The sequence below is a fragment of the Hymenobacter cyanobacteriorum genome, from assembly GCF_022631375.1.
In the GTDB taxonomy this organism is placed as follows: domain Bacteria; phylum Bacteroidota; class Bacteroidia; order Cytophagales; family Hymenobacteraceae; genus Hymenobacter; species Hymenobacter cyanobacteriorum.
This window is the reverse complement of the sequence record NZ_JALBGC010000003.1, coordinates 773,239-794,928: the sequence shown is the minus strand read 5'-3', so window position 1 is coordinate 794,928 and position 21,690 is coordinate 773,239. Positions and strand designations below refer to the sequence as shown.

The window sequence follows — 21,690 nt, the reverse complement described above, 5'->3', positions numbered from 1 at the left end:
CGATAGCGCGGCTGCCAACTCTTTGGCTGCAACAACAGTTGCCCAGCTGGTGCCGGGCGTTGCCCTAAATGAAGCGGGCGCGCCGGCCTCCGCCGAAGCCCTGCCCGCCACCCTGCGCACCCTCGCGGCCCTGGAGCGCCAGACGCTGGTGCAGCTGCCAAGCGTGGGCCCCCTCGCGCCGGGCCCGCTGCCGGCCGATGCTCGTGCCGCCCTGCTCAGCACGCTGCGCGCCGAGCGGGCCGAGCTGTTTCGCCTGCAGCGCCGCGCCGACAGCCTGCTGCTGGCCCTCGGCGACCTGCCCGCCACGCCCCGGCTGGCCGCGGCCGACACAACTCAAGCGCCGAAAATCAAACCTGAATTGCCGAAAGCCAACCGCTGGAGCCTGCTCCTCACGGCCACGCCCGAGCAGAACACGCTGGCCCTGCAAGGCCGCGAGGGCGACAGCCTCACGGCCCTGCGCCGCAACCACGAAACCGGCCGGGCCGGCTTCAGCGCCGGGCTGCTGGCCGAGTACAAGCTCACGCCGCGCCTGAGCGTGGGCGGCGGCGTGGGCTACACCGCCCTGGGGGCCGACCTGCGCATCACCAACAAAACCACTCAGTTGCACGTGCGCTACGATTCGGTGACGACGACCACCATTGGCGTGTTTAGTTCGACGCACCAAACGTACTCTATCCGCATTGTGCAGATACCGCAGCTTTCGCCGGTATTCAACCCCAACGGCCAGGTAATTCGCTACGATACGGTGTACGTGCCGCGCCGCGACACCGTGTTCACAACCACTCTGCAGCACGACACGGTGCGGACCTCGCGCACCACCATCACGCCCAACATCAGCAGAAAAGAAATTCTCACCACGAAGGTTTTTCAGCCCAATTACCGCTTCTTCACGGTGCCGGTGCTGCTGCGCTACCGCCTGGCCGCGCCCGGCACCAGCCGCCTGTGGACCGACGTGGCCGTGGGCGCGCAGCTGCAGTTTTTCCTGGGCGGCACCCAGGTGGCCACCGACGACGGCGAGCATTTCCGCACCGAGCGAATAACCGTGGCCTCCAGTCCCTTCCGGGCGCTCAACGTGGCTTTGGCGGGCTCGCTGGCCATCAACTACGCCCTCACGCCCCGCCTGAGCGTGAGCGTGGCCCCGAGCCTGCGCTGGCAGGCCCTGTCGCTGTATAAGCCCGAAACGGGGCTGCGCCAGCAGGCCACGTCCACGGGGCTGATGCTGGGGGTGCGGTTCGGGCTGTAACTATTTTGCCCCGCTCCGGCAGCCTTTTCGGGGCGGCGCTGGTCTGGGCTAATGAAACGCGGCGCCGCGCTCCGGCCGGGGCGGTGCCGGCCGTTTGCTCCGCCGCGCGGGTGCGCAGCGGTCCTTTCCACCTTTTCTGCTTTCCCCGATGAAAACACTTCGTATCTGCTTTTTACTGGTGGTTTTTCTGCTAATGGCCGGCCTGGGTTCGGCGCGGGCGCAACTCGTCGAGTGGGCCCGGGGCATCCGGTCGGTGCCAGATACGGCCGCGGCCCTCTCGCAAGCCAGCACCACCGATGCCAGTGGCAACACCTATTCAATTTTACAACCCACCAGCGACCTCAGCATTGGTGGGGTGGTATTTCCACGTGGGCCGGGCGCGGCCATAATCTTAAAATACGACAACGCCGGGGCCCTGCTGTGGGCCAAGCGCCTGAACAACCTGCAGGTGACGAGGCTCGCGCCCGACAACGTGGCCGGCGGTGTATTTGTGGTGGGCAACAACAACGGGAATGCTACCTGGGATGGCGTAGCAGTACCCGCCGGCTCGGCCCCGCGTTTCTACGCCAAGTGTTCGGGGGCCGGACAGCTGCTCTGGAGCAACCCGCTGCCGGCCTCCTACTTAAATGCCATCAGCGAAGGGCTGGTGGCGGATGATGCCGGCAACGCCTACCTCAGTGGCACCGTGGGCGCCACCAGTACCGTGGCCGGCACGCCGGTGAATATCTTTCAGAGCTACGTGCTGAAAACCAACAGTGCCGGCGTGGCCCAGTGGGTGCAGGTGCTGCACTCCGATGCCGGCAGCAGGCTGCCCAACCTGATGCTTGGCCCCAAGCCTAGCGGCGGCTGCCTGGTAAGCGGCGTGGTGGGGGGCACCACGCTCTACCTGGGAGCCGGCACGGCCACGCCCCTGCTTACCCTCACGGTGCCCGGGGCCCAGTTCCTGACCAGTTTCGACGCGGGCGGTACTCCGCAGTGGACGCAGCAGGTCGGCACGCCCAGCACTGCCAGCCCCCTCAACATCACCGCGCAGGCAGCGGCGGCCGACGCCAATGGCAATTGCTACCTCACCGGTAGCGTGCAAAATGCCAGCCTGGGGGGCACTGCGCTCAAGAAGGGCTTTTTCTTAGCCAAATACGACGCTGCGGGCGCATTGCAATGGGCCCGCGATGGGCAAACGTATAACCCGGCGGCGGTGTCGGCGGGCCAGAAGCTAGCCGTAAACAATGACGGGGCAAACGTGGTGGTATCCAGCGGCATCACTACTGTACAAATAGGAGCACTGGAGCTGCGCACGCCCTACAGCGTGGTGCACTTCAATGACCTGGGCGTAGCCCAATGGGCAGTAGCCGATGCCTGGCCTGCTTCGCCCGGGCCGTTTCCGGCTTATTTGCAAATGCTGGAGCTGGGCCAGGACGCGGCGGGCAGCCTCTACTTAGTAGGCGCCACGAACGATTATTATGGAACCGCCAGTATCCCGAATATTCAGCTTGGCACGCAAACTGTGGTGGGCAAGGCGGCTATCGTGGCACGCATCAATGCTTACGCCAATACGCTGCGGGGGCAGGTTTATGTAGACCAGAATGCCAATGGGCAGCGCGATGCCGGCGAAGGCTTGTTTCCGCGCCAGCTCACTACCGTCCTCACGCAAGGCGGCAGCACTACCTATACGGCCGTGGGCATCAACGGCAGCTTGCAGGCTTACGCTGACGCGGGCGCCTATACCTTGGGCCTGACGGACCTGCCTCAGCACTATGCCGTGTCGCAGCCGCTTAGCAGCATCTATTCGGGCACCTTCAGCGGCACCAACCAGCTGCTGCTTAATCAGGATTTCGGCATAGCTCCCACCGTCAACCAAACCGACCTGCGCCTCGTCCTCACCCCCTACAGCGCGGCCCGGGCCGGCCTCACCACCCGCTACCGCCTTAAGCTCGAAAATGTGGGCACCAGCCCCCTGCCGGCCGGCACGGCCACGCTCACCCTCGATGCGCAGATGCAATATGTGAGCAGTACGCCCGCCGGTGCGGTGGCCGGCCGGGTCGTCAGCCTGAACTATGCGGCGCTGCCGCCGTTTGGCTCCACCACCTACGACGTACTGTTCAGCCTGCCCACCAACACGCCGCTGGGCGCGGCGCTGAGCACCACGGCCGCCGCGCCCGTGGCCGGCGATGTGGCCCCGGCCGACAACGCCGCCACCCTGGCTCAAACCGTGGTGGGCCCTTACGACCCCAACAGCATCGAGGTGAACTACCAGCGCCTGACCCCGGCCCAGGTAGCGGCCAAGCAGCCGCTCGACTACACCATCCACTTCCAGAACCTGGGCTCGGCCCCGGCCCAGAACGTCATCCTCAGCGACACGCTGGATTTTCGCAAGCTGAACCCAACCACGCTGATGCTGGTGGCGCAGTCGCACAACTGCAGCTGGAGCCTCACCAGCATCGGCCCCAATACGGGACTGCTCACGGTGCAATTCCTCGGCATCAACCTGCCCGAGCAGAACGCCGATGTGATTCGTTCAATGGGCTTCGTGCGCTTCCGGGTGCAGCCCCGGCCCACGCTGGCGGTGGGCGAAATTATTCCGAACCGCGCCAGCATTGTGTTTGATTACAATGCCGGCATCCGCACCAATACGGCCACAACTACGGTGTTTGTGGCCACCGCTGCGCTGGCCAGCCACACCGCCCCGGCCTGGGAAGCCTACCCCAACCCGGCCACCGACGTGCTGAACATTGCGGCCGCCCTGCCCACCGCCGGCCCCGTGCGCGTGGAGCTGTTCGATGGCCTGGGCCGAGCCGTGCGCCGGCAAACGCTGGCCGCCCCCGCCGGCCTGCTGCGCCAGCAGCTCGACCTGCGCGGCCTCGCGCCGGGCCTCTACGTGCTGCGCCTCACCCCGCCCACCGGCCCGGCCCTGAGTCGGCAGGTGGTGCGCGAATAGCTTTTTTTCCTTCCTTCCACTTTCCACGGCACTAAGCCGGGTTGCCCAGCCGGGCGGCCCGGCTTTTTTACGGCCGTTGCGCAAAGCGGCTGGTCGATGGAAGTGGGAGGTTTATCCACAAACGGAGTGGGTTGGTCGGCCGGCCTGAAAAAAGCGGCGGGAACAGCTGCCGGGCCGGGCCGATTTTGGCACGGTTTTGCAATACATCCTTTCATCGGCCAAACACCTGGTGCTACCAAAGCGCCGCCCCGGCCAGCTTCTTTCACTCCATCCAACCAATTCTGGTTATGAAAATTTCACGCCTTTCGGGCGGCCTGGCCGTGGCTTGCCTGTTCGCTTCCGCTGCTTTCTCCACGGCTTCGGCCCAAGGTGCCCGCGATGCCTACGGCAACCCCAAAGCCGCGCCTTCGCCCCGCCCGATGGGCTCGCAAAGCACTCGTCGCGCCGCCAGTCCGGCCCGTCAGCAGGCTACCTATTCGTCTGCCAACAGCAACTCCGGCACCAGCGGCGTGCGCTTCGGCTTCCGGGCCGGCCTGAACGTGGCTGATTTGCAGGGCGATGCCGTGCAGAGCTTCACCACCCTGGCCGGCTACGCTCCCGATGGTACCATTACCAAGCAGATGCGCCCGGGCTTCTATGCCGGTGTGTTTGCCACGCTGCCACTGGGCCCCGGCTTCGCCATCGAGCCCGGCATTACCTACGCCGAAAAAGGCGCGGTGCTGAAAGGCACGCTGCCCTTCCCGGCCCTCGATTTCCTGAACGCCAACGTAACCGGCACCGCCCGCCTGGCTTATGTGGATGTGCCGGTGCTGGCCAAGGTGTACCTCACGCCGGGCCTCTACCTCTATGCCGGCCCGCAGGCATCGTTTCTGGTGAGCGGCAAGGCGCGGGTTGATGCCAGCGTGCTCGGCTTCTCGGCTTACAAGGAAGATTTCGACGTGGCCGACCAGCTGCGCAAGGTTGACTTTGCCGCCGTGGGTGGCCTGGGCTACCAGTTCGACAACGGCTTGGGCCTGAGCGCCGGCTACGATTACGGCCTTACCTCGCTCGACGCCAACAACCGCTTTAAGGCCTACAACCGCGTGGCTAAAGTGGGCCTGAGCTACGCTTTTTAACTTCTCACCCAGTGAGCGCCGGGGCGCTGCAACGCCCCGGCAGGCTATTATGGCCGGTTATCGGTCCGTTTATTTTTCGATTCGCGTGGCCTGATTGAGTGGGCAGTTATTCTCTTCCGAATTAGCAAAAGGCCTCACCGTTATCGCGGTGGGGCCTTTTTGGCTGATGGCGGGTCTGCATTTTCCGCGCCCGACGCCCGCAATCCCGCCGGTCGGCCCTAACTTCCCAGCGTCATGTTCTTCCGCCGCTCGCCGTCCGCCGCCGCCGCGCCGCTCTCCGACCAGGAGCTGCTGGCCCGCTACCGCGCGCACGGCGACGTGGCCGACCTCGGCCGCCTCTACGACCGCTACCTGCCCGAGGCCTTTGCCGTGTGCCGCCGCTACCTGGGCCCGCCCGATGAGGACGCCCAGGATGCCGCCATGCAACTGTTTGAGCACTTGGTGAAAGTGTTGCGCACCCACGCGCCCGACAATTTTCCGGCCTGGCTGCACACCACCGCCCGCAACCACTGCCTGATGCAGCTGCGCGCCCGCAAGCGCGCCGGCCCCAGCGCCGGGCCGCTCATTCTCAGCTTTCCCGATGCGGCCGATGTGGAATCGGCCGCCGCCCGGCATCTGCCCGATGTCAGCGCCGCCGCCAACGAAGCCGAAGAGGCCGAGCAGCGCCTGCAAACCGTAGAAGCCGCATTGGCCCAGTTGCCCCCGGCCCAGCGCCGCTGCCTCGAACTGTTTTACCTCGAAAAGAAAAGCTACCGCGAAATCGCCACCGCCACCGGCCTCGACCTGAACCTGGTGCGCAGCCACCTGCAAAACGGCAAGCGCATGCTCCGCCGCCAGCTCGAACCGCCCGAAACGCCCAAACCCAAACCCGCCGCCGCCGTCCGAAACCCGCTGCCCGCTTCCGAAAACCCGCCCCTGCATGCTGCCCGCTGATTCGCCTTTTGCTTCGCTGCCCGCTCCTGGCCCCCACCCGGCCACGGCCGAGCTGCGCGCCTACGCGGCCGGCACCCTGAACCCGGCCGACGAGCACCGCATCGAAGCCCACGCCCTCGACTGCGAGCGCTGCGCCGAGCTGCTGGAGGGCTTTTCGATGAGCGACGTCGCCACCACCGACCAGGCCCTGGCCAGCCTGCGCGCCCGCCTGCAAACCCGCGTGGCCGACGACCTGGCCGAGCCGGTACTGCTGCCCGCCAGCCGCCCGCTGTGGCCCCGCCTGGCCGCTGGCGTGGCCCTGCTGGGCGCCGTGGGGGCCGGCCTGTGGGGCTGGGAGCACCAGCAGCCGGCAACCAGCGTTGCCACCACCACGCCCCGCCCAACGGCAGCGCCCATTGCTGCAGCGCCCGCTCCAGCCACCGCAGCTGCGCCTGCAACGGAGCCGCCGGCCACCGCCCCGGCCACCGCTTCGCTGCCCCAGGCTGCTACTGAGACTCCTGCGGCAGCTTCTGCCCGGCCAGCGGATTATGCCGCGGTGCGCGCCCGCAGGCGCACTGCTCGGGGGCGCATTGTTCCCCTGCCAGCTTCGGCGGCTGACGCCGAATACGATGTCAAGTCTGCTGCCGACAATGCTTCCGCCATCCAAACCGCTCCTGTAGCTACCGAAGCCAGCGTCTTGGCTAATCGTGCGGTTTCCCCAGCATCAGCCGGCGAGCCGGCCACCAGCATAGCCGCTGAAGAACCGGCTGCCGCGCCCAGCGCAGTAGTAGCGGCGGCGCCTCGCCCGGCCGCCCACCCCAGGAAGGCGGCCACCGATTCCGTTGCCGCGACGGCCGGGACAGCTGCCAGCAACTCATTCAATAAGAACATGGCTTTCGAAAGCAATGCCCTGGTGCGCGACAAGCCCATGCCCGCCGCCATTGCCATTGCTCCAGCCCCCATGGCAGGCACGCCGGCTTTCCGCGAATACCTGCGCCGCGAGGCGGCCGAATTTGAGCTCGAAGACGGAGCTAAGCCAATGAATGGGATAGTTCGGCTGCGTTTCGTGGTAGAAGCCGATGGCAAGCTGAGCAACCTGCGGGTAGTGCGCGGCATGCGCGCCGACTACGACGACGAAGCCTTGCGCATGATTTGCGAAGGGCCCGCCTGGCGGCCCGGCATTGCCGGTGGCCGCCGCGCCGCTTTGCCCATGGAAGTGACGGTATCGTTTTGAGTGTAGGGCGGACTTTTAGTCCGCGAGCAAACCGAACGACTCACGGATTAAAAGTCCGCGCTACAGCTCAGCGCCAGGCTTCACGGTACCGGCATCTACCGACTTCAGGAAGGTGAGCAGGCCTTTGAAGTAGGTTTGTTGGTCGTCGTACATGCTCATGTGGCTGCCCTGGGGGCAGATGAGCGAGTTGCCGCGCTGCACCTTGGTGGCAATCATGCGCATGTGGGCGGGGTCCATGGTGTCGTACTTGCCGCCGATGCTGAGCACGGGCACGCGTAGCTGGGGCAGGTCGGGCACCCGGTTCCAGTTCACCAGCTTGCCCGAAATGCCGAACTCGCTGGGCCCCTGCATCGTCACGTACAACGACTGGTTAATCTTGCTCATGGCGCGGGTCACGGGCTCGGGGTTGGGCACGATGCGGCACAGGTGCTCGGCGTAGAAATTAGGTTCGAGCAAACCCATGTAGCGCGGGTTGCTGAAATCCTTAGCGGCTTCAATTTTCCGGATTTCGGCCAGCACCTCGGGCTTCATCTGCTTGGCCAGCACTTCGTCGGCGTACTTGCCGTAGTCGGGGCAGCTCATCATCATGTTCGAAATAATGAGGCCCTTGAGGTGCTCTTGGTATTTGAAGGCGTACTCGGCGGCCAGGATGCCGCCCCAGCTGTGGCCCAGCAAATAGAAATTCGAGCTATCCAACTTTAGCGCCTGGCGTACCTGCTCCACTTCTTCCACGTAGCGCGGCAAGCTCCACATGGAAGTGTCTTTCGGGTTATCCGAATTGCCGCAGCCCAGCTGGTCGTAGTAAATGAATTCGATACCTTCCTTGGGCAGGAAGTTCTCGAAGCACTCGAAATACTCGTGCGTGGCGCCCGGTCCGCCATTGAGCAGCAGCACCTTGATTTTGGGGTTGTTGCCGTACTGTTTGGTCCAGACGTTAAACTTGCCCTTGGGTGTGCTGATGGGAATAACCCGCACGTTGCCGTCCTGCACGCCGGTTTCGGGGTTGTCGAAGTAGCCAGCCAGCGTGCCCGAAGCCGTAGAAGCCGGAGCTTCGGAAGTGGCGGTGGGCTGGTTGCAAGCGGTAGCCAGCAGCGCACCCACGGTCAGCGTGGCGGTCAGGCGAATAGCGGAGAAAATTTTCATAACAAACCCGAGTTTAGGAAACGTCGCAGCATGCGCCAGTCCTTACCCGGGCAAGGTAGCCACGTGGCGCAAAAAAGCCGCGCCACCCGGTCCCGAAGAACCAGCTGGCGCGGCCGAAACCAAACCTTAAGCTACTTAACTAGCCGCTGTAGCCGCCGCCGCTCTCGGGCTCGGTCGCGCTGCCGCCGGGCTGCACGTCGAGGCCGGGTTTGGCATGGAAATCCACGTCGCTGTAGTCGGGCGCACCGTTGCCGGCCAACTCGGGGGCTTCGTTGAACGTGCGGTCGATTTCCGACATATCGAGCGGCTCGGTGGGCGTGCCGAAGCTCACTTTGGCCGTGACGCGGTACTCCACGATGCGGTTGTTGCGCACCTTGCAGCTCTGGTCCTTCACGTAGAGCGAGGTGATGTTGGGAATGGACTTGCTGACTTCGGCCAGGGCTTTTTGCAGGGCGTCTTCGAAGCTTTTATCCGACGAGGCCAGGATTTCAATGACTTGCTTGAGGGAGGACATTTTTATTGGATGTGAAAATGGGAAGAGGTGAGAATGGGAGAATGTCCCGCTGATTTCTGGGCCGGTGTACGCGGGAAGTCGTTTTTCGGCCATTCCGGACGCGACGACCGGCGGGTTTCCGGCGCGACGTACTTTTGTGGCCTGTTCCCACCCAATTCTGTTCTCTCTACATTCTCCCATTTTCACAGCAAGAAAAAATGGCTTTCCGCACCGAAAAGGACACCATGGGCACCGTGCAGGTGCCCGCCACCGCCTACTGGGGCGCCCAAACCCAGCGCAGCATCGAGAACTTCCCCATCGCGCAGGACATCAACCGGATGCCCAAGGAAATCATCGCCGCCTTCGCTTACCTGAAGAAAGCCGCCGCTTTCACCAACCGCGACGCGGGCGTACTCTCGGCCGAGAAAGCCGACCTCATCGGCCAGGTAGCCGACGAGATTCTGGCCGGCAAGCTCGCCGACTCGTTCCCGCTGGTGGTGTGGCAAACCGGCTCGGGCACCCAGAGCAACATGAATGTGAATGAGGTGATTGCCTACCGCGGCCACGTGCTGAGCGGCGGCCAACTCACCGACGAGAAGAAGGCCCTGGCCCCCAACGACGACGTGAACAAGAGCCAGAGCTCGAACGACACGTTCCCGACGGCCATGCACATCGCGGCCTACAAAATCCTGGTCGAAACCACCATCCCCGGCATCGAGAAGCTGCGCGACGCGCTGAAAGCCAAGTCGAAAGACTTCATGCACATCGTGAAAATCGGCCGCACCCATTTCATGGATGCCACGCCGCTCACGCTGGGCCAGGAGTTTTCGGGCTACGTGAGCCAGCTCGACCACGGCCTGAAGGCCATCAAGAACACGCTGGCCCACCTGAGCGAGCTGGCGCTGGGCGGCACGGCCGTGGGCACGGGCATCAACACCCCGCCGAAGTACGCGGTGAACGTGGCCAAGCACATTGCCGACCTCACCGGCCTGCCTTTCGTCACGGCCGAAAATAAGTTTGAAGCCCTGGCCGCCCACGATGCCATCGTGGAAGCCCACGGCGCCCTCAAAACCGTGGCCGTGAGCCTGATGAAAATTGCCAACGACATCCGCATGCTCAGCTCGGGCCCGCGCGCTGGCATCGGCGAGATTGATATTCCCGACAACGAGCCTGGCTCCAGCATCATGCCCGGCAAGGTGAACCCCACGCAGTGCGAGGCCATGACGATGGTGGCCGCCCAGGTGATGGGCAACGACGTGGCCATCACGGTGGGCGGCTCGATGGGCCACTTCGAACTGAACGTGTTCAAGCCGGTGATGATTTACAACTTCCTGCACTCGGCCCGCCTCATCGGCGACGTGTGCGTGAGCTTCACCGATAAGTGTGCCGTGGGCATCGAGCCCATTAAAGCCAACATCAAAAAGCACGTTGACTCGTCGCTGATGCTCGTGACGGCCCTCAACCCGCACATTGGCTACTACAAAGCCGCCGAAATTGCCCAGACGGCCCACAAAAACGGCTCGACCCTGAAGGAAACCGCCATCAAGCTCGGCTACGTGACCGCCGACGAGTTTGACGAGTGGATGAAGCCGGAGGAAATGGTGGGCGAGATTAAATAGACCGTCAGCGGCTCCAGGCCGTCATGCAGAGCGCAGCGAAGCATCTTTACCGCAGCAGTAATTGAATTTACTATTGCGGTAAAGATGCTTCGCTGCGCTCTGCATGAGGTTTTATAATAGCTTTCCTTTTTCCCCAGCATCTTTGCACGCCTATGGACTTCTCCGCTCCCATTGTTCTCGAAAACCGCCGCGCTCGCCTGCGCCCGCTGGAGCTCACCGACTTCGAGGCCCTGAAAGCGGTGGCGATGGACGCTGATATCTGGAAATACACCCTCACGCGGGGCGACGACGCGGTGAGCCTGGCGGCCTACCTGCGCCAAGCCATCGAGGGCCGCGAGCAGGGCCTGCGCTACCCGTTTGCCATCATCGACCGCGAAACCGGCGAGTTGGCCGGCAGCACCAGCTACTACAACGTGAGCGAGTCCAACCAAAGCCTGAGCATCGGCTACACCTGGGTGGGCACCAAGTTTCAGCGCTCGGGGCTGAACCGGGCCTGCAAGCACCTGCTGCTCAGCCACGCCTTCGGGGCGTTGAACTGCGAGCGGGTAGAGCTCGAAACCGACTCGCGCAACCACAAGTCGCGCACGGCTATGGCCCGCATGGGTGCCACCGAGGAGGGCCTGCTGCGCAGCCACCGCCCCACGCAGGGCGGCATCCGGCGCGACACTGTTATTTTCAGCATCATCCGGCCCGAGTGGCCGGCGCTGCGGCAGTCGGTGTTTCAGAAGTTTGAAGTTCGTGGCTAAGCCCGACGAACCCAACCAGCTGCGCCCGCCCGACGGCCTGTGGCGGCGGCGCGTGGCCAGCTTCGGCCACGCCGGCCGTGGCGTGTGGAGCGCGCTGCGCTCGGAAATTCACCTGCGCTTTCACGCGCTGGCTACGGTGCTGGTGCTGGGCCTGGGCTTTTACTACCGCCTCGGCCGGCTGGAATGGGCGCTGGTGGCGCTGGCCGTGGCCGGCGTATGGACGGCCGAATTGCTAAACACCGCCATCGAAGCGCTGACCGATTTGGCCTCGCCCGACTTTCACCCGCTGGCGGGCAAGGCCAAGGACGTAGCGGCCGGGGCCGTGCTGCTGGCCGCCGCTGGGGCCGTGGCGGTCGGGGCGCTGGTGTTTGGCCCGCACCTGTTTTCGGTCTGATTCCGGCCTTACCTCAACCATTGCCCGCGCCGGGCGTACCCTAAGCCGGACTCTCGCTTGCCGGGACTTTTTTCCTTTGAACCTATGCGCCTGTTTTCCATTGCCGCAGCTTTGCTCATCACCTCGGCCTGCGCCCACCAGCAGGTGAGCGTGACCACGCCCACCACCCCGCCGCCCAGCGGCAGCGTATCGGGCACCGACACCCCCGCTCCCACCAGCACCAACACCGTCGACCCCGTGAACCGCTACGTGCCCGAATCCGACACCACCGCCCGCCCGCAGTGGCTAAAGGCGCGCATCGCGGCGGTGCTGGCCGAGCGCAAGCGCAACCCCATCACGCGCATTATGCGCTACCAGTACAACGGCCAAACGGTGTATTACATTTCGGCCCCGTGCTGCGACCAGTATTCCGAAGTATTCGATACCCGAGGCAAGCTCATCTGCCACCCCGACGGTGGCATCACGGGCAAAGGCGACGGCCAATGTGCTGACTTCGAAAAACGCAAATCCAACGAAAAAGTGGTCTGGCAAGACCCACGATAAGAATTATGAATTATGAGTTATGAATTATGAGTTGCCACGTGGGCAAGTTGTGGTTTGAACTCATAATTCATAACTCATAATTCATAATTAGACATGATTAACACCATTGCCAAGCTCGGCGCGTTCAACGTCTGGGCCAACGAAACCCTGCTACGCCGCCTCGATTCGTCGGTGGCAGCGGGCAAAGAAGCTCCTCAGCCTGCTCTGCGCCTGTTCAGCCACCTCATCAATGCCCAGTGCATATGGATTGCCCGCATCACCGGCACGCAAAGCCCGGTGAAAGTGTGGCAGGAGCACGATTTGGCCGGCATTCACCACTGGCACGAGCAGTCGTCGGAGCGCCTGCGCGAGCTCTGCGAAACCACCGACGAGGCCGAGCTCACCCGTCACATTCAGTACACCAACTCGCAGGGCGATGCCTTCGACTCGCAGGTGAGCGACATTCTCACCCACGCCGTGACGCACGCTACCTACCACCGCGGCCAAGTAGCCACCAAGATGCGCGAGGGCGGCCTGGAGCCCGTCAACTCCGACTTCATTACTTACTGCCGCGAAATGACCGGACAGGTCGAACCACAGTTGTAAGCCGCCGGCTCCTTTTTTTCAATTCCAGCTACGCGTATGGTTTGCATTGTGATGGGTGTTTCGGGCTGCGGCAAAAGCACGGTGGGCGAGCAGCTGGCCCCGCGCCTGGGCCTGCCGTTCTACGACGGTGATGCCTTCCACTCGGCCGCCAACATCGACAAGATGAGCCACGGCACGCCCCTCACCGACGACGACCGGCGCGACTGGCTGGCCACCCTGGCCACCAAGCTGGGCGAGTGGGAAGCCGCCGGTGGGGCCATTCTGGCTTGCTCGGCCCTGAAGGAAACATACCGTACCACCCTGCAAAGCGGTGTGCACAGCCCCATCCATTGGATATTCCTCGATGGCCCGCGTGAGCTGCTGCTCGAGCGCATGGGCAGCCGCAAAGGCCACTATATGCACGCCGACATGCTGGCTTCGCAGCTGGCCACGCTGGAGCGCCCAGCCTATGCCCTCACCCTGTCCATCACGGCCACGCCGGAGGAGCTGGTGCAGCAAATTGTGGATGCAAAAGCGCAGAACGCTGCATTCGGTACCAAGCCGGCCGTAAAGGCTGCTTAGACCACCAAATGGCGTTTTCGCCAACGAAAAAAGGCTGTCCGAATGGGCAGCCTTTTTTCGTTGAATCCGACTACAAAATCCGCGAAATCCGCGTCAATCCGTGGGTCTAGTTGAGGCTGGTATTGCCCAGCGGCGTCATCTGCTCGTTCACCACCGTGATGCCGGTGCGGATGACGTTGCGGTAGGCTGGCTGATTTGCGGGTGACGTGGCGCTGGGATAATACTCGACGCGGTAGGTACCGGCTGGCAGGCCGCCAATCTGGTAAGCGCCCGAGGCATCGGCCGAGGTGCTCACCGTATCGGGGCCCAGAATGCTGCTGCGGATGGCCAGAATCTGAGGACGGGCCGCCGCCGGGCTCACCGTACCCACGATGCCGCCACGCAAGTCCTGCGCCACTACCCGAATGACGGGCTTGAGCAGATACCGCTCCTTTTTGTCGTTGCCGGGCTTCCAGTTGCCGCGCTCCACAATGGACTTGGCCACGTCGAAATCAAGTAGCAGCTGGAAGGTTTCGCGCTGCTTCAGGGTAGCTTTTTCCAGCTTCAGCTTCACGCCCGAGGTCTGGCCGCTGGGCGTTTTCAGGTCGTACTGCTGGCCGTCGCGGCCCACCACGTAGCTGTTGGGCCCGAGGATGAGGCGAATTTCCTTGAGGTCGCCAGGGGCGAAATCATCGCTCACCAGCAAGGCCGAGCGGCCGTTCACATACTCGAGCACGTTGATGACCTGCGGGCTGAAGTTCAGCGTTTTCCAGCCGTCCGGGTCGCCCTCGTCCTTCAGGTGCACTTCAATCTGGCGCACATCCAGCACCACACTTTGAAAGTCGCCGGGCGCATCCATCAGCCGCACTTCGAGCTTGGACGTATTCGCGGCATCGTCAGATTTCGAGCAGCCGGCCAGGCCCAGCAGGGCCACAGCCGCCAGGGGCAGCAGACGGGTGATTTTCATAGGGTGGGAGTTAATCAGTTATTGAATAAATGCAACTTATTCGCTACCAATGCGGTAGCAGAGCGGCTTACTTCAATAACACTGCCAAAGTTGCCCGCTGCCTATTTTTTGGTTGAGTCGGCAGGCTCGGGGTCAACCGGTTTCGGCTTGGGTTTTGGCTTGTTGAAAAGGCTGTTGAAGCCCTTCGCCAACTGCTCCTTCGCCTTGTTGGCCGCATCAATCTTCTGCTGCTTTTTGTCGAGTTCGGCCTGGGCGGCGGCTTCCTCGGCCGTCTGGCCCGCCCGGCGGATGCTGTCTTCCTTGCTGATGGCGCGGGGCTTCACCCCGAGCAGGTCGAGCGCCTTTTGCTTGGCCACGTTCTTCACCAGCGTCTGGCCCTGGGCCTTCATGCTGCCGCTGGTCAGCTTCACAATCGGGGCCTTCACCGTGCCGCCAATGTCGAGGCCCAGCGTCACCCGGTCGGTGCCCTGGATGTTCTGCACGCCCGTGAGCTTGGTGAGCTGGCTATTGAGGGCGTTGCCCAGCTTGCCGGTGGGCGTGTTGATGGCCGTGACGTAAGCCAGCGCCCCGGTCAGGCTGTTCTGCCCGCCCAGCGTCATTTTAATGTCACCAATCTGCAAATCGAACGGCTGCACCACGAGGTTGCCGTTCACGATGTTGGCCTGAATCTTCTTGTTAATCACCACGAAGTTCTTCAAATCGGGCAGTGTGGTCAGGCTGGCAATTTTGGTCAGCGCCTCCGACTGCCCCACGGCCGCCCGTACCACGTCAAACAGGCCCCTGCCTGAGAGCGTGGCCAGGTTCGGGAACATGTCGGGCCCCATCTCGCCGCTCACGCTAAAGTTGGTGCCAAACACGCCCTCTACCTGGCTGGCCAGCGGCACCAGCGTCTTAATGGTATTGAAGGCCGCAAACGCCTTCTGGAAATTCAAATCCTTGATATTCAGCCCGAAGTTAAATTTCGGGTGCGCCAGGTTCTTGCTGCTGTAGCTGCCCGTAGTGCCAAAAGTAGCGCCCAGTGTATTGAACGTGAGGTTTTTGAGCGTGGCCGTCTGGTCGTTCACCGTCACCACGCCCTGGGCGTTGCTCAGCTTCAGGTTATCGTAGGTCACGTTATCCACGTGGCTATTCAGCACGAGGTCAAAGAACTTCGGAATCTGGAGCACGCCCTCGGCTTTGGCCGGAGCCTTACCGCCGGTAGTGGCCACCGTAGGCTTAGCCGATACCTCGTCCACCATCCACTCGTTCACGTTGAAATTGCGCGAGTTCACCGTCAAATTTCCTTTCAGCGACTGTCCCGGCGTGAACAAATAGCCCAAATAGTTGCTAATGGTGCCCGAGGCCGCGAAATCGGAGCTGCCGGCCACGCCGTTCAGGCTTTGCAGCGCAATCTGGTTGTTGTTGAAAGTAGCGGTGCCGCTGCTGATTTTTACGCCCTGCGGCAGGTCCTTGCTCTTGTAGGTCACGTTGGTGGCCTTCACGGTGCCGCTGGCCACCACATTCTGGTAGCGGCCGGCTTCCACGTCGGCCATGTTGCCTTTGGCGGCAATGTCGCCGGCCACGCGGCCCGTCACGGTCATGCCCTGCAGCGGGAAAATCTTCGTGATTTTGGTTAAATCCACCGTGCCGCGCACATTGGTATCGAACACCGGCTTATCGATGTTGTGCGCGCTCAGGCGGCCTTCCAGCGGCTCGCCTTCCAGGACCATCTTAAACTGCGGCAGGTTTATCTGCGTGTCGTTCACCTGCCCGGTCGTGTTCACCACCGTGCCGCTTAGGTTGATGTTCTCAATCGGGGCCGGGAATTTGGCCGATTTCACGTAGCCGTTGGCCAGTCGGATGGCCGCATTCACCACTGGCATCTGCGTTTTCGAATACACGCCCTTGGCGGTGCCGTCCACGAAAAACTGCCCGCGCATGGCCAGGTCCTTCACCGGATACACTTTCAGGGCTTCTTCCAGGTTCACGTTGGCTTTCACGCGGCCGTTCACCTTCATCGGGTTCAGGCCGTCGATGGCGATGTTGCCGTCTACCGGGTCGGGGCCGAGGTCGAGGTGAAACTGCGGAATGTTGACTTTCACGTCGTTCGTGACGCCCGTGGGGTTGCTCACCTGCATTTTCAGGTTGATGTTCTTGGCCGCGCGGGGCAGCTCGGGGTACTTGAACTGGCCGTTGGTCACGGTCAGGTTCACGCCGTAGCCGGGCAGCTGCGTGTCCGTCTGCGTGCCCTTGGCGTAGCCATCAAACGCCACCTTGCCGCTGGTTTCAATGTTCTTGAACTTCTCAGTAAACACGCCCGGCACTAGGCTCAGCAGGGTTTTGAAATCCGTTTCCAGCGCCTTGAAGGTCACGTCGTAAGTAATGTCCGTAGCGTTGGGCAGGCCGATAACGCCCGCGAAGCTGAACGGAAAATCGTTCAGCTTAAATTTGTTATCCTTGAAAGTGTAAAGGTTTTTGCCCAGGTCCATCTGCATGGTCACGTCGGCGTCGAGCTGCTTGTCGGTCACGTAGGCCACGTTGTTGTAGCTCATGTCGAGGTCGGTGGCCGTCGTTTTCGAGGTCAAATCGAACACGTTGCGGGCGAAGTCGCCGCTACCGCTGTGGTTCACCCCGCGCGCCTCCATCCGAAAGGGCAGCGTCAGGTCCTCGTAGCGCAGATGGCCGTCGTTCAGCTTCCAGCCCTTGATAGCCAGGCTCACCTGACTGGTATCCTGGCCCTTGGCGGCGGCCGCCGAGTCCGAAATCACCACGTCCCAGTTGGCGCGGCCGCTTTTCAGGCGGCGCAGGCTCAGGTCGGGCCGCTCCAGCTCCACGGTGTTAATCTTGATTTCCTGGCCTTTGATGACTGTCATCACATCGAGCCCCACGCGCAGGTTGGGCAGGTAGGCCAGCGTGTCGCGGCTGAACGAGTCGAGCCCAATCACCCGCAGGTTCTTGATATCCAGGGTCAAATCCGGAAAGGAGTGCAGAATGCTCACGTCGATATCGGCCGGGTTGTACAGCACCTTGGCCCGCACGCGCTGGGCAATCTGCTTGTCGGCCAGCGCCCGCAGCTTGTCTTTGAACAGGAACGGGGCCGCTACGGCCGCCAGCAGCAGCACGATAATCACGGTCGCCGCACCCAACAGTATTTTCCGCATAATTCAGGTTCTTATCAGTTTCAAAGTAAAAGTAGCCGGCCCGGCCCAAGGCCCGCCTCACTACCCTGCCAATACTACATGCGAAGGGTAGAACTGCCCAAAACCCCATTCCGTTGCATTCACTGCCCGAGCACACTCAACATTTATAGCCGCTAAAGTCGCTCCCGGGCCATTTCGGGCTCCGTTGCGGGTACTGCTCACTTGGCAAAAGCCAATTACGCGTATTCAATAAATCACAAAAATTTATTGAATTTTCATAACAAGTATTTTGCGTTATATTTGAGCCACATTGCGTTGACCGCCGGTTGCCACTTATTCCCGCTAACCGGTTTTTCGTCTTGGTTGCTATCCTATTTTCTGCACTCTTATTGTCATGAAGCGTATTTCCTTCCTGCTGCTTGCGTTGCTCACCCTGGCCGCCCAATCCGGCCAGGCCCAGACAACTCCGCTCAGCCTCACCGGCAACGTCCAGACCGAAGCCCAGCAAGCGCTATCCGGCGCCGCCGTCACGGTGATTCACGTGCCGTCGGGCAAGCGCTATTCGGCGGCTTCCGGCAGCACCGGCCGCTTCGTGGTAACCAACCTGCCCGCCGGCGGCCCCTACCTGATGCAGATTGGCGAGGGCGGCTATCGTTCCCAGACGGTAGAAAGCATTTTCCTGGAAAACGGCAAAACCGCCAACTTCAGCGTGACCCTGTCGCGGCTGGGCTCGACGGAAAAAGGCCGGGCCGGCCGCACCACTGCCACTGCCAGCGCCCCGGCCGAGCGCCTCGCCCCCGAGAGTGAAGTGGGCGGCCCGGTGCTGTTTGCGGCCAACACGGCGCCCAGCGGGCAGGCCCCCATTACCAGCAGCCGGCGCTACCAGCCCGTGCCGCAAATTATTTCCTCGCCCGCATCGGCACCTGCGGCCGGCCCGGCCACTGCTACCGTGGCTCCTGCGCTGGTTGCTGCTGCACCAGCCCCGCCAGCCGCCACCGCTGTTACGCCCACCGCGGCCCGCAGCCCCTACCGCACCGGCGGCCCCCGCAACCAGCCCCGCCGCATCACGCCGCCGGCACAAGATTTTATTGTGCCGGGCCACTACGATGCCAAAAGCGGCAACTACCTCTACGACACCGGCGCGCCCACCACGCTGAAGCTGCCGGGCGGGGCCAGCATTGCCAACGTGGGTGTCAACTCCACCGAAAACCTGCTGCACCGCTTCCTGTCCGACCCCAGCAAACAAGTCGACACCCTCGACCTGAGCCGCGGCTGGTACAACTTCGACCGCGTGTTTTTCGAAACCGGCAAAGCCACCCTCACGCCCGAATCGATGAGCCAGCTGCGCAATGTCGTCACGCTGATGCGCGCCTATCCCACAGCCCGCGTCAAAATCGGCGGCTACACCGACAGCACCGGTACCTACAAAGTGAACAAGATGCTGAGCGAGGCCCGCGCCCGCACCGCCTGGGCCAGCCTGGTCGAAATGGGCATCAGCCCGGCCCGCATCGATGCCCGGGGCTATGGCCCGCGCTACGGCATCGCCCCCAACACCACCGAAGTAGGCCGCGCCATGAACCGCCGCCTCAGCGTGAAAGTGCTGGTGAAGTAGCTGCTGCATCGGCCTACGTCGTCAGCCGCTGCTACCTTCGCCCTGCCGCGCACTAATCGGCGCGGCAGTGGCGTTATCCGGGTTCCCATGGCTGAGTTTTGGCTTTCTGTTTTGCGAGGATGCGCGCGCCGGTCGGGGCGCGTGGCCGCCGTGCTGGCGCTGGGCTGGGCCGCCGCTCCGGCCGCCCGGGCGCAGGACGTCTATTTCTCGCAGCCCTACGCTACCCGCCTGCATTCCAACCCCGCCTTCACCGGCTTGGTTGATGACTACAGCGTGACGCTGAGCTTCCGCAACCAGCTGCCCACGCTGGCCGGCTCATTCGTCAGCACCCAGCTGGCGGCCGACCTGCGCCCCAACGGCATCGGCCAGCACCACGCCTACGGCCTGCTCGTGAACCAGGACCGCACCGGGGCCGTGGGCTACACCCGGCTCGAAATCGGTGGCCTCTACGCCTACCACACCCGCCTGCGCCCGGGCCTGGCCCTGAGCGGCGGCCTGCGCGCCAGCTACGGCCGCCAGCGCGTGGGATATGACAATTTCGTGTTCGGCGACCAGATTGCGGAAGACGGCAGCGTGCGCGGCCCCAGCGCCGAAGCCCTCGATTTTCCGCCCGCCAACTACTTCAGTGTAGGCACCGGGGCCGTGCTGTATTCGGCCCGGGGCTGGCTCAGTGTAGCCGGCCAGCATCTCAACCAGCCCAGCCTGGGGTTCCGGCAGCAAGCCACGCTGCCCATGCTGCTGAGCGTGGCGGGCGGCTACAAATTTTTCATCATCGAACCTGGTACCGGGCTGGCTACCCGCGAATTAAGCTATACACCCGTAGCGGCCCTCAGCCGGCAGGGCGGCTCCACCCGTACCGAGGCCGGGCTTTACGCCACGGCGTCACCTATCACGGCCGGCGCCGTATACCGCAATATTTCTTTGCCTGGCAGCGTTGCCCGGCAGCACGTGCTCGCGGCCGTGGTGGGGTTGCAGGCCGGGGGCCTGCGGCTCGGCTACAGCTACGATGTGGGCTTGAGCCGCCTGAGCGCCGATTTAGGTGGTGCCCACGAAATTACCCTATCGCTGCGCGCCTTTGACCGTTTAGAAAATGCCCATCGCCGCTTAAAAAGACGGGTTTACCCGGTAGCCCCTTGCCCCGCATTCTAATTTTTTGTACTATTGTGTCCTGATTGCCCTTGCTAACCCCTCCGAACACATCTTCATTTTAACTTTGTTATGAAATTAATTAATTATCTGTGCTTGGCAGCTATGGGCCTGACGGCCCTGGGCGGCTGTAGTAAGAACAAGCAGCCCACTGCTTCCAAGCCGGGCAAGTATTCTTCGACGACGGGTATTGAATACAATACTGAGAAGGGCATGGCGGTAGCTAACTTCAAAAAGATTCCTGAAGGCCCGGGTTTGGTGTTTATCGAAGGTGGCCGCACGGTGCTGGGTTCGCAGGAGGAAGACGTGACCATGTCGCACGACAACATTGAGCGCACGGTGACCATCGCCTCATTCTATATGGACGAAGCTGAAGTAGCCAACATTCACTGGCTCGAATACCTGCACTTTATCCGCACCGACTCGGCCGAAGAGTTTTACAAGTCGGCCCTGCCCGACACCACGGTGTGGGCACGCGACCTGTCGTTCAACGACCCTTACGTGACGTATTACCTGCGCTACCCCGGCTTCCGCTACTTCCCGGTAGTGGGCGTGAGCTGGTTGCAGGCCGACGACTACTGCACCTGGCGTACCGCTAAGGTGAACGAGAAGCTGGCTTCGGGCGACAACAACAAATCGGGCGGCTTGGCCGGCCTGTTCAAAAAGAAGCCCAAAGCGGCGGCTGAAGGTGCTGAAGGCACGACCGGCACCGCTGGCGCACTCGGCGACGGCAAGAGCAAAACTTCCATCGAAAACGGCAACACGCTGCCCAACTACCGCCTCCCCACCGAGGCCGAGTGGGAATATGCTGCGCAGGCCCTCGTGGGCACTCAGGAAGTGGGCAACGAGAACCAGGAGGAGAAGCGCATTTACCCCTGGGATGGTAAATCGACCCGCAATGCCTACGGCAAGAAGCAGGGCCAGTTCCTGGCTAACTTCAAGCGTGGCCGCGGCGACTATGCCGGTATTGCCGGTAGCCTGAACGACGGCGCTATGATTACCGAGTATATCTACTCGTACCCACCCAACGACTACGGCCTCTACAACATGGCCGGCAACGTGAACGAGTGGGTGCAGGACGTGTACCGCCCGCTGTCGTTCCAGGACGTGGAAGACCTGAACCCCTTCCGTCGCAACGGCGTGGCTGACCCCGCCGACAAGTACGACAAGAAAGGCTACCAGTCGCTGATTGACGACCACGTGCGCGTGTACAAAGGCGGTTCGTGGCGCGATGTGGCCTACTGGCTCTCGCCCGGCACCCGCCGCTTCATGGCCGAAGACTCGTCGACGGCAACCATCGGCTTCCGTTGCGCCATGATTAACGCTGGCTCGAACAAGTAAGCT

The 21,690-nt window shown here is 62.7% G+C and carries 18 protein-coding genes; 14 read left to right on the top strand and 4 right to left on the bottom strand.

Annotated features, from left to right (window positions below):
- Positions 1 to 22 precede the first annotated feature (22 nt).
- The 5 genes from MON38_RS12995 to MON38_RS12975 all read left to right on the top strand — a co-directional run bounded on the left by MON38_RS12995 (position 23) and on the right by MON38_RS12975 (position 7,439).
- Positions 23 to 1,243: a hypothetical protein gene (locus MON38_RS12995; RefSeq protein ID WP_241936603.1), complete on the top strand. Its 1,221-nt coding sequence runs from the start codon at positions 23 to 25 to the stop codon at positions 1,241 to 1,243.
- Between the two features lie 148 nt (positions 1,244 to 1,391).
- Complete coding sequence (locus tag MON38_RS12990) at positions 1,392 to 4,178, top strand: T9SS type A sorting domain-containing protein (RefSeq protein ID WP_241936602.1); 2,787 nt, start codon at positions 1,392 to 1,394, stop codon at positions 4,176 to 4,178.
- A gap of 287 nt (positions 4,179 to 4,465) precedes the next feature.
- Positions 4,466 to 5,293, top strand: a complete 828-nt coding sequence (locus tag MON38_RS12985) for a porin family protein (RefSeq protein WP_241936601.1) — start codon at positions 4,466 to 4,468, stop codon at positions 5,291 to 5,293.
- A gap of 234 nt (positions 5,294 to 5,527) precedes the next feature.
- Complete coding sequence (locus tag MON38_RS12980; RefSeq protein WP_241936600.1) at positions 5,528 to 6,226, top strand: RNA polymerase sigma factor; 699 nt, start codon at positions 5,528 to 5,530, stop codon at positions 6,224 to 6,226.
- Complete coding sequence (locus MON38_RS12975; RefSeq protein ID WP_241936599.1) at positions 6,213 to 7,439, top strand: energy transducer TonB; 1,227 nt, start codon at positions 6,213 to 6,215, stop codon at positions 7,437 to 7,439. Before MON38_RS12980 ends, MON38_RS12975 begins: the two co-directional genes overlap by 14 nt.
- A 60-nt stretch (positions 7,440 to 7,499) precedes the next feature.
- Here the strand turns inward: MON38_RS12975 and MON38_RS12970 are convergent, their stop codons facing one another.
- On the bottom strand, positions 7,500 to 8,582 hold the full coding sequence (locus tag MON38_RS12970; RefSeq protein ID WP_241936598.1) for a proline iminopeptidase-family hydrolase: 1,083 nt from the start codon (positions 8,580 to 8,582) through the stop codon (positions 7,500 to 7,502).
- Between the two features lie 139 nt (positions 8,583 to 8,721).
- Entirely contained in the window at positions 8,722 to 9,096 is a 375-nt protein-coding gene (locus MON38_RS12965; RefSeq protein ID WP_241936597.1) for a dodecin family protein, read from the bottom strand.
- Positions 9,097 to 9,293: 197 nt separating this feature from the next.
- Here MON38_RS12965 and fumC point away from each other — a divergent pair, with 197 nt between their 5' ends.
- The 6 genes from fumC (at position 9,294) to MON38_RS12935 (ending at position 13,523) form a co-directional block, all read left to right on the top strand.
- Entirely contained in the window at positions 9,294 to 10,694 is a 1,401-nt protein-coding gene (gene fumC / locus MON38_RS12960) for a class II fumarate hydratase (protein ID WP_241936596.1), read from the top strand.
- Between the two features lie 152 nt (positions 10,695 to 10,846).
- The gene (locus MON38_RS12955; protein WP_241936595.1) at positions 10,847 to 11,440 is read left to right on the top strand and encodes a GNAT family N-acetyltransferase; all 594 of its coding nucleotides are present in this window, start codon (positions 10,847 to 10,849) and stop codon (positions 11,438 to 11,440) included.
- Positions 11,433 to 11,834 (top strand): diacylglycerol kinase family protein, encoded by a 402-nt coding sequence (locus MON38_RS12950; RefSeq protein ID WP_241936594.1) that lies wholly within the window; start codon positions 11,433 to 11,435, stop codon positions 11,832 to 11,834. The genes MON38_RS12955 and MON38_RS12950 overlap by 8 nt, the downstream gene beginning before the upstream one ends.
- Positions 11,835 to 11,918: 84 nt before the next feature.
- A complete protein-coding gene (locus MON38_RS12945) occupies positions 11,919 to 12,377 on the top strand; it encodes a DUF6970 domain-containing protein (protein ID WP_241936593.1) in 459 nt (152 codons plus the stop codon).
- 93 nt (positions 12,378 to 12,470) lie between these two features.
- On the top strand, positions 12,471 to 12,962 hold the full coding sequence (locus MON38_RS12940; RefSeq protein WP_241936592.1) for a DinB family protein: 492 nt from the start codon (positions 12,471 to 12,473) through the stop codon (positions 12,960 to 12,962).
- A gap of 36 nt (positions 12,963 to 12,998) precedes the next feature.
- Positions 12,999 to 13,523, top strand: a complete 525-nt coding sequence (locus MON38_RS12935) for a gluconokinase (RefSeq protein ID WP_241936591.1) — start codon at positions 12,999 to 13,001, stop codon at positions 13,521 to 13,523.
- A 106-nt stretch (positions 13,524 to 13,629) separates the two neighbouring features.
- Here the strand turns inward: MON38_RS12935 and MON38_RS12930 are convergent, their stop codons facing one another.
- Both MON38_RS12930 and MON38_RS12925 read right to left on the bottom strand, forming a co-directional pair.
- The gene (locus MON38_RS12930; RefSeq protein ID WP_241936590.1) at positions 13,630 to 14,469 is read right to left on the bottom strand and encodes a DUF4382 domain-containing protein; all 840 of its coding nucleotides are present in this window, start codon (positions 14,467 to 14,469) and stop codon (positions 13,630 to 13,632) included.
- A 101-nt stretch (positions 14,470 to 14,570) separates the two neighbouring features.
- Entirely contained in the window at positions 14,571 to 17,609 is a 3,039-nt protein-coding gene (locus tag MON38_RS12925) for an AsmA family protein (protein ID WP_241936589.1), read from the bottom strand.
- Positions 17,610 to 17,982: 373 nt separating this feature from the next.
- Here MON38_RS12925 and MON38_RS12920 point away from each other — a divergent pair, with 373 nt between their 5' ends.
- The 3 genes from MON38_RS12920 (at position 17,983) to MON38_RS12910 (ending at position 21,687) form a co-directional block, all read left to right on the top strand.
- Entirely contained in the window at positions 17,983 to 19,200 is a 1,218-nt protein-coding gene (locus MON38_RS12920; protein ID WP_241936588.1) for an OmpA family protein, read from the top strand.
- Positions 19,201 to 19,287: 87 nt separating this feature from the next.
- Entirely contained in the window at positions 19,288 to 20,349 is a 1,062-nt protein-coding gene (locus tag MON38_RS12915) for a PorP/SprF family type IX secretion system membrane protein (protein ID WP_241936587.1), read from the top strand.
- A gap of 69 nt (positions 20,350 to 20,418) precedes the next feature.
- On the top strand, positions 20,419 to 21,687 hold the full coding sequence (locus tag MON38_RS12910) for an SUMF1/EgtB/PvdO family nonheme iron enzyme (RefSeq protein WP_241936586.1): 1,269 nt from the start codon (positions 20,419 to 20,421) through the stop codon (positions 21,685 to 21,687).
- Positions 21,688 to 21,690 lie beyond the last annotated feature (3 nt).

Bases quoted from the DNA above. Each gene is read 5' to 3' on its own strand.
- MON38_RS12990 (WP_241936602.1), top strand. From the start codon at position 1,392: ATGAAAACACTTCGTATCTGCTTTTTACTGGTGGTTTTTCTGCTAATG.
- MON38_RS12985 (WP_241936601.1), top strand. From the start codon at position 4,466: ATGAAAATTTCACGCCTTTCGGGCGGCCTGGCCGTGGCTTGCCTGTTC.
- MON38_RS12980 (WP_241936600.1), top strand. From the start codon at position 5,528: ATGTTCTTCCGCCGCTCGCCGTCCGCCGCCGCCGCGCCGCTCTCCGAC.
- MON38_RS12975 (WP_241936599.1), top strand. From the start codon at position 6,213: ATGCTGCCCGCTGATTCGCCTTTTGCTTCGCTGCCCGCTCCTGGCCCC.
- MON38_RS12970 (WP_241936598.1), bottom strand. From the start codon at position 8,582: ATGAAAATTTTCTCCGCTATTCGCCTGACCGCCACGCTGACCGTGGGT.
- MON38_RS12965 (WP_241936597.1), bottom strand. From the start codon at position 9,096: ATGTCCTCCCTCAAGCAAGTCATTGAAATCCTGGCCTCGTCGGATAAA.
- fumC (WP_241936596.1), top strand. From the start codon at position 9,294: ATGGCTTTCCGCACCGAAAAGGACACCATGGGCACCGTGCAGGTGCCC.
- MON38_RS12955 (WP_241936595.1), top strand. From the start codon at position 10,847: ATGGACTTCTCCGCTCCCATTGTTCTCGAAAACCGCCGCGCTCGCCTG.
- MON38_RS12945 (WP_241936593.1), top strand. From the start codon at position 11,919: ATGCGCCTGTTTTCCATTGCCGCAGCTTTGCTCATCACCTCGGCCTGC.
- MON38_RS12940 (WP_241936592.1), top strand. From the start codon at position 12,471: ATGATTAACACCATTGCCAAGCTCGGCGCGTTCAACGTCTGGGCCAAC.
- MON38_RS12935 (WP_241936591.1), top strand. From the start codon at position 12,999: ATGGTTTGCATTGTGATGGGTGTTTCGGGCTGCGGCAAAAGCACGGTG.
- MON38_RS12930 (WP_241936590.1), bottom strand. From the start codon at position 14,469: ATGAAAATCACCCGTCTGCTGCCCCTGGCGGCTGTGGCCCTGCTGGGC.
- MON38_RS12925 (WP_241936589.1), bottom strand. From the start codon at position 17,609: ATGCGGAAAATACTGTTGGGTGCGGCGACCGTGATTATCGTGCTGCTG.
- MON38_RS12920 (WP_241936588.1), top strand. From the start codon at position 17,983: ATGAAGCGTATTTCCTTCCTGCTGCTTGCGTTGCTCACCCTGGCCGCC.
- MON38_RS12915 (WP_241936587.1), top strand. From the start codon at position 19,288: ATGGCTGAGTTTTGGCTTTCTGTTTTGCGAGGATGCGCGCGCCGGTCG.
- MON38_RS12910 (WP_241936586.1), top strand. From the start codon at position 20,419: ATGAAATTAATTAATTATCTGTGCTTGGCAGCTATGGGCCTGACGGCC.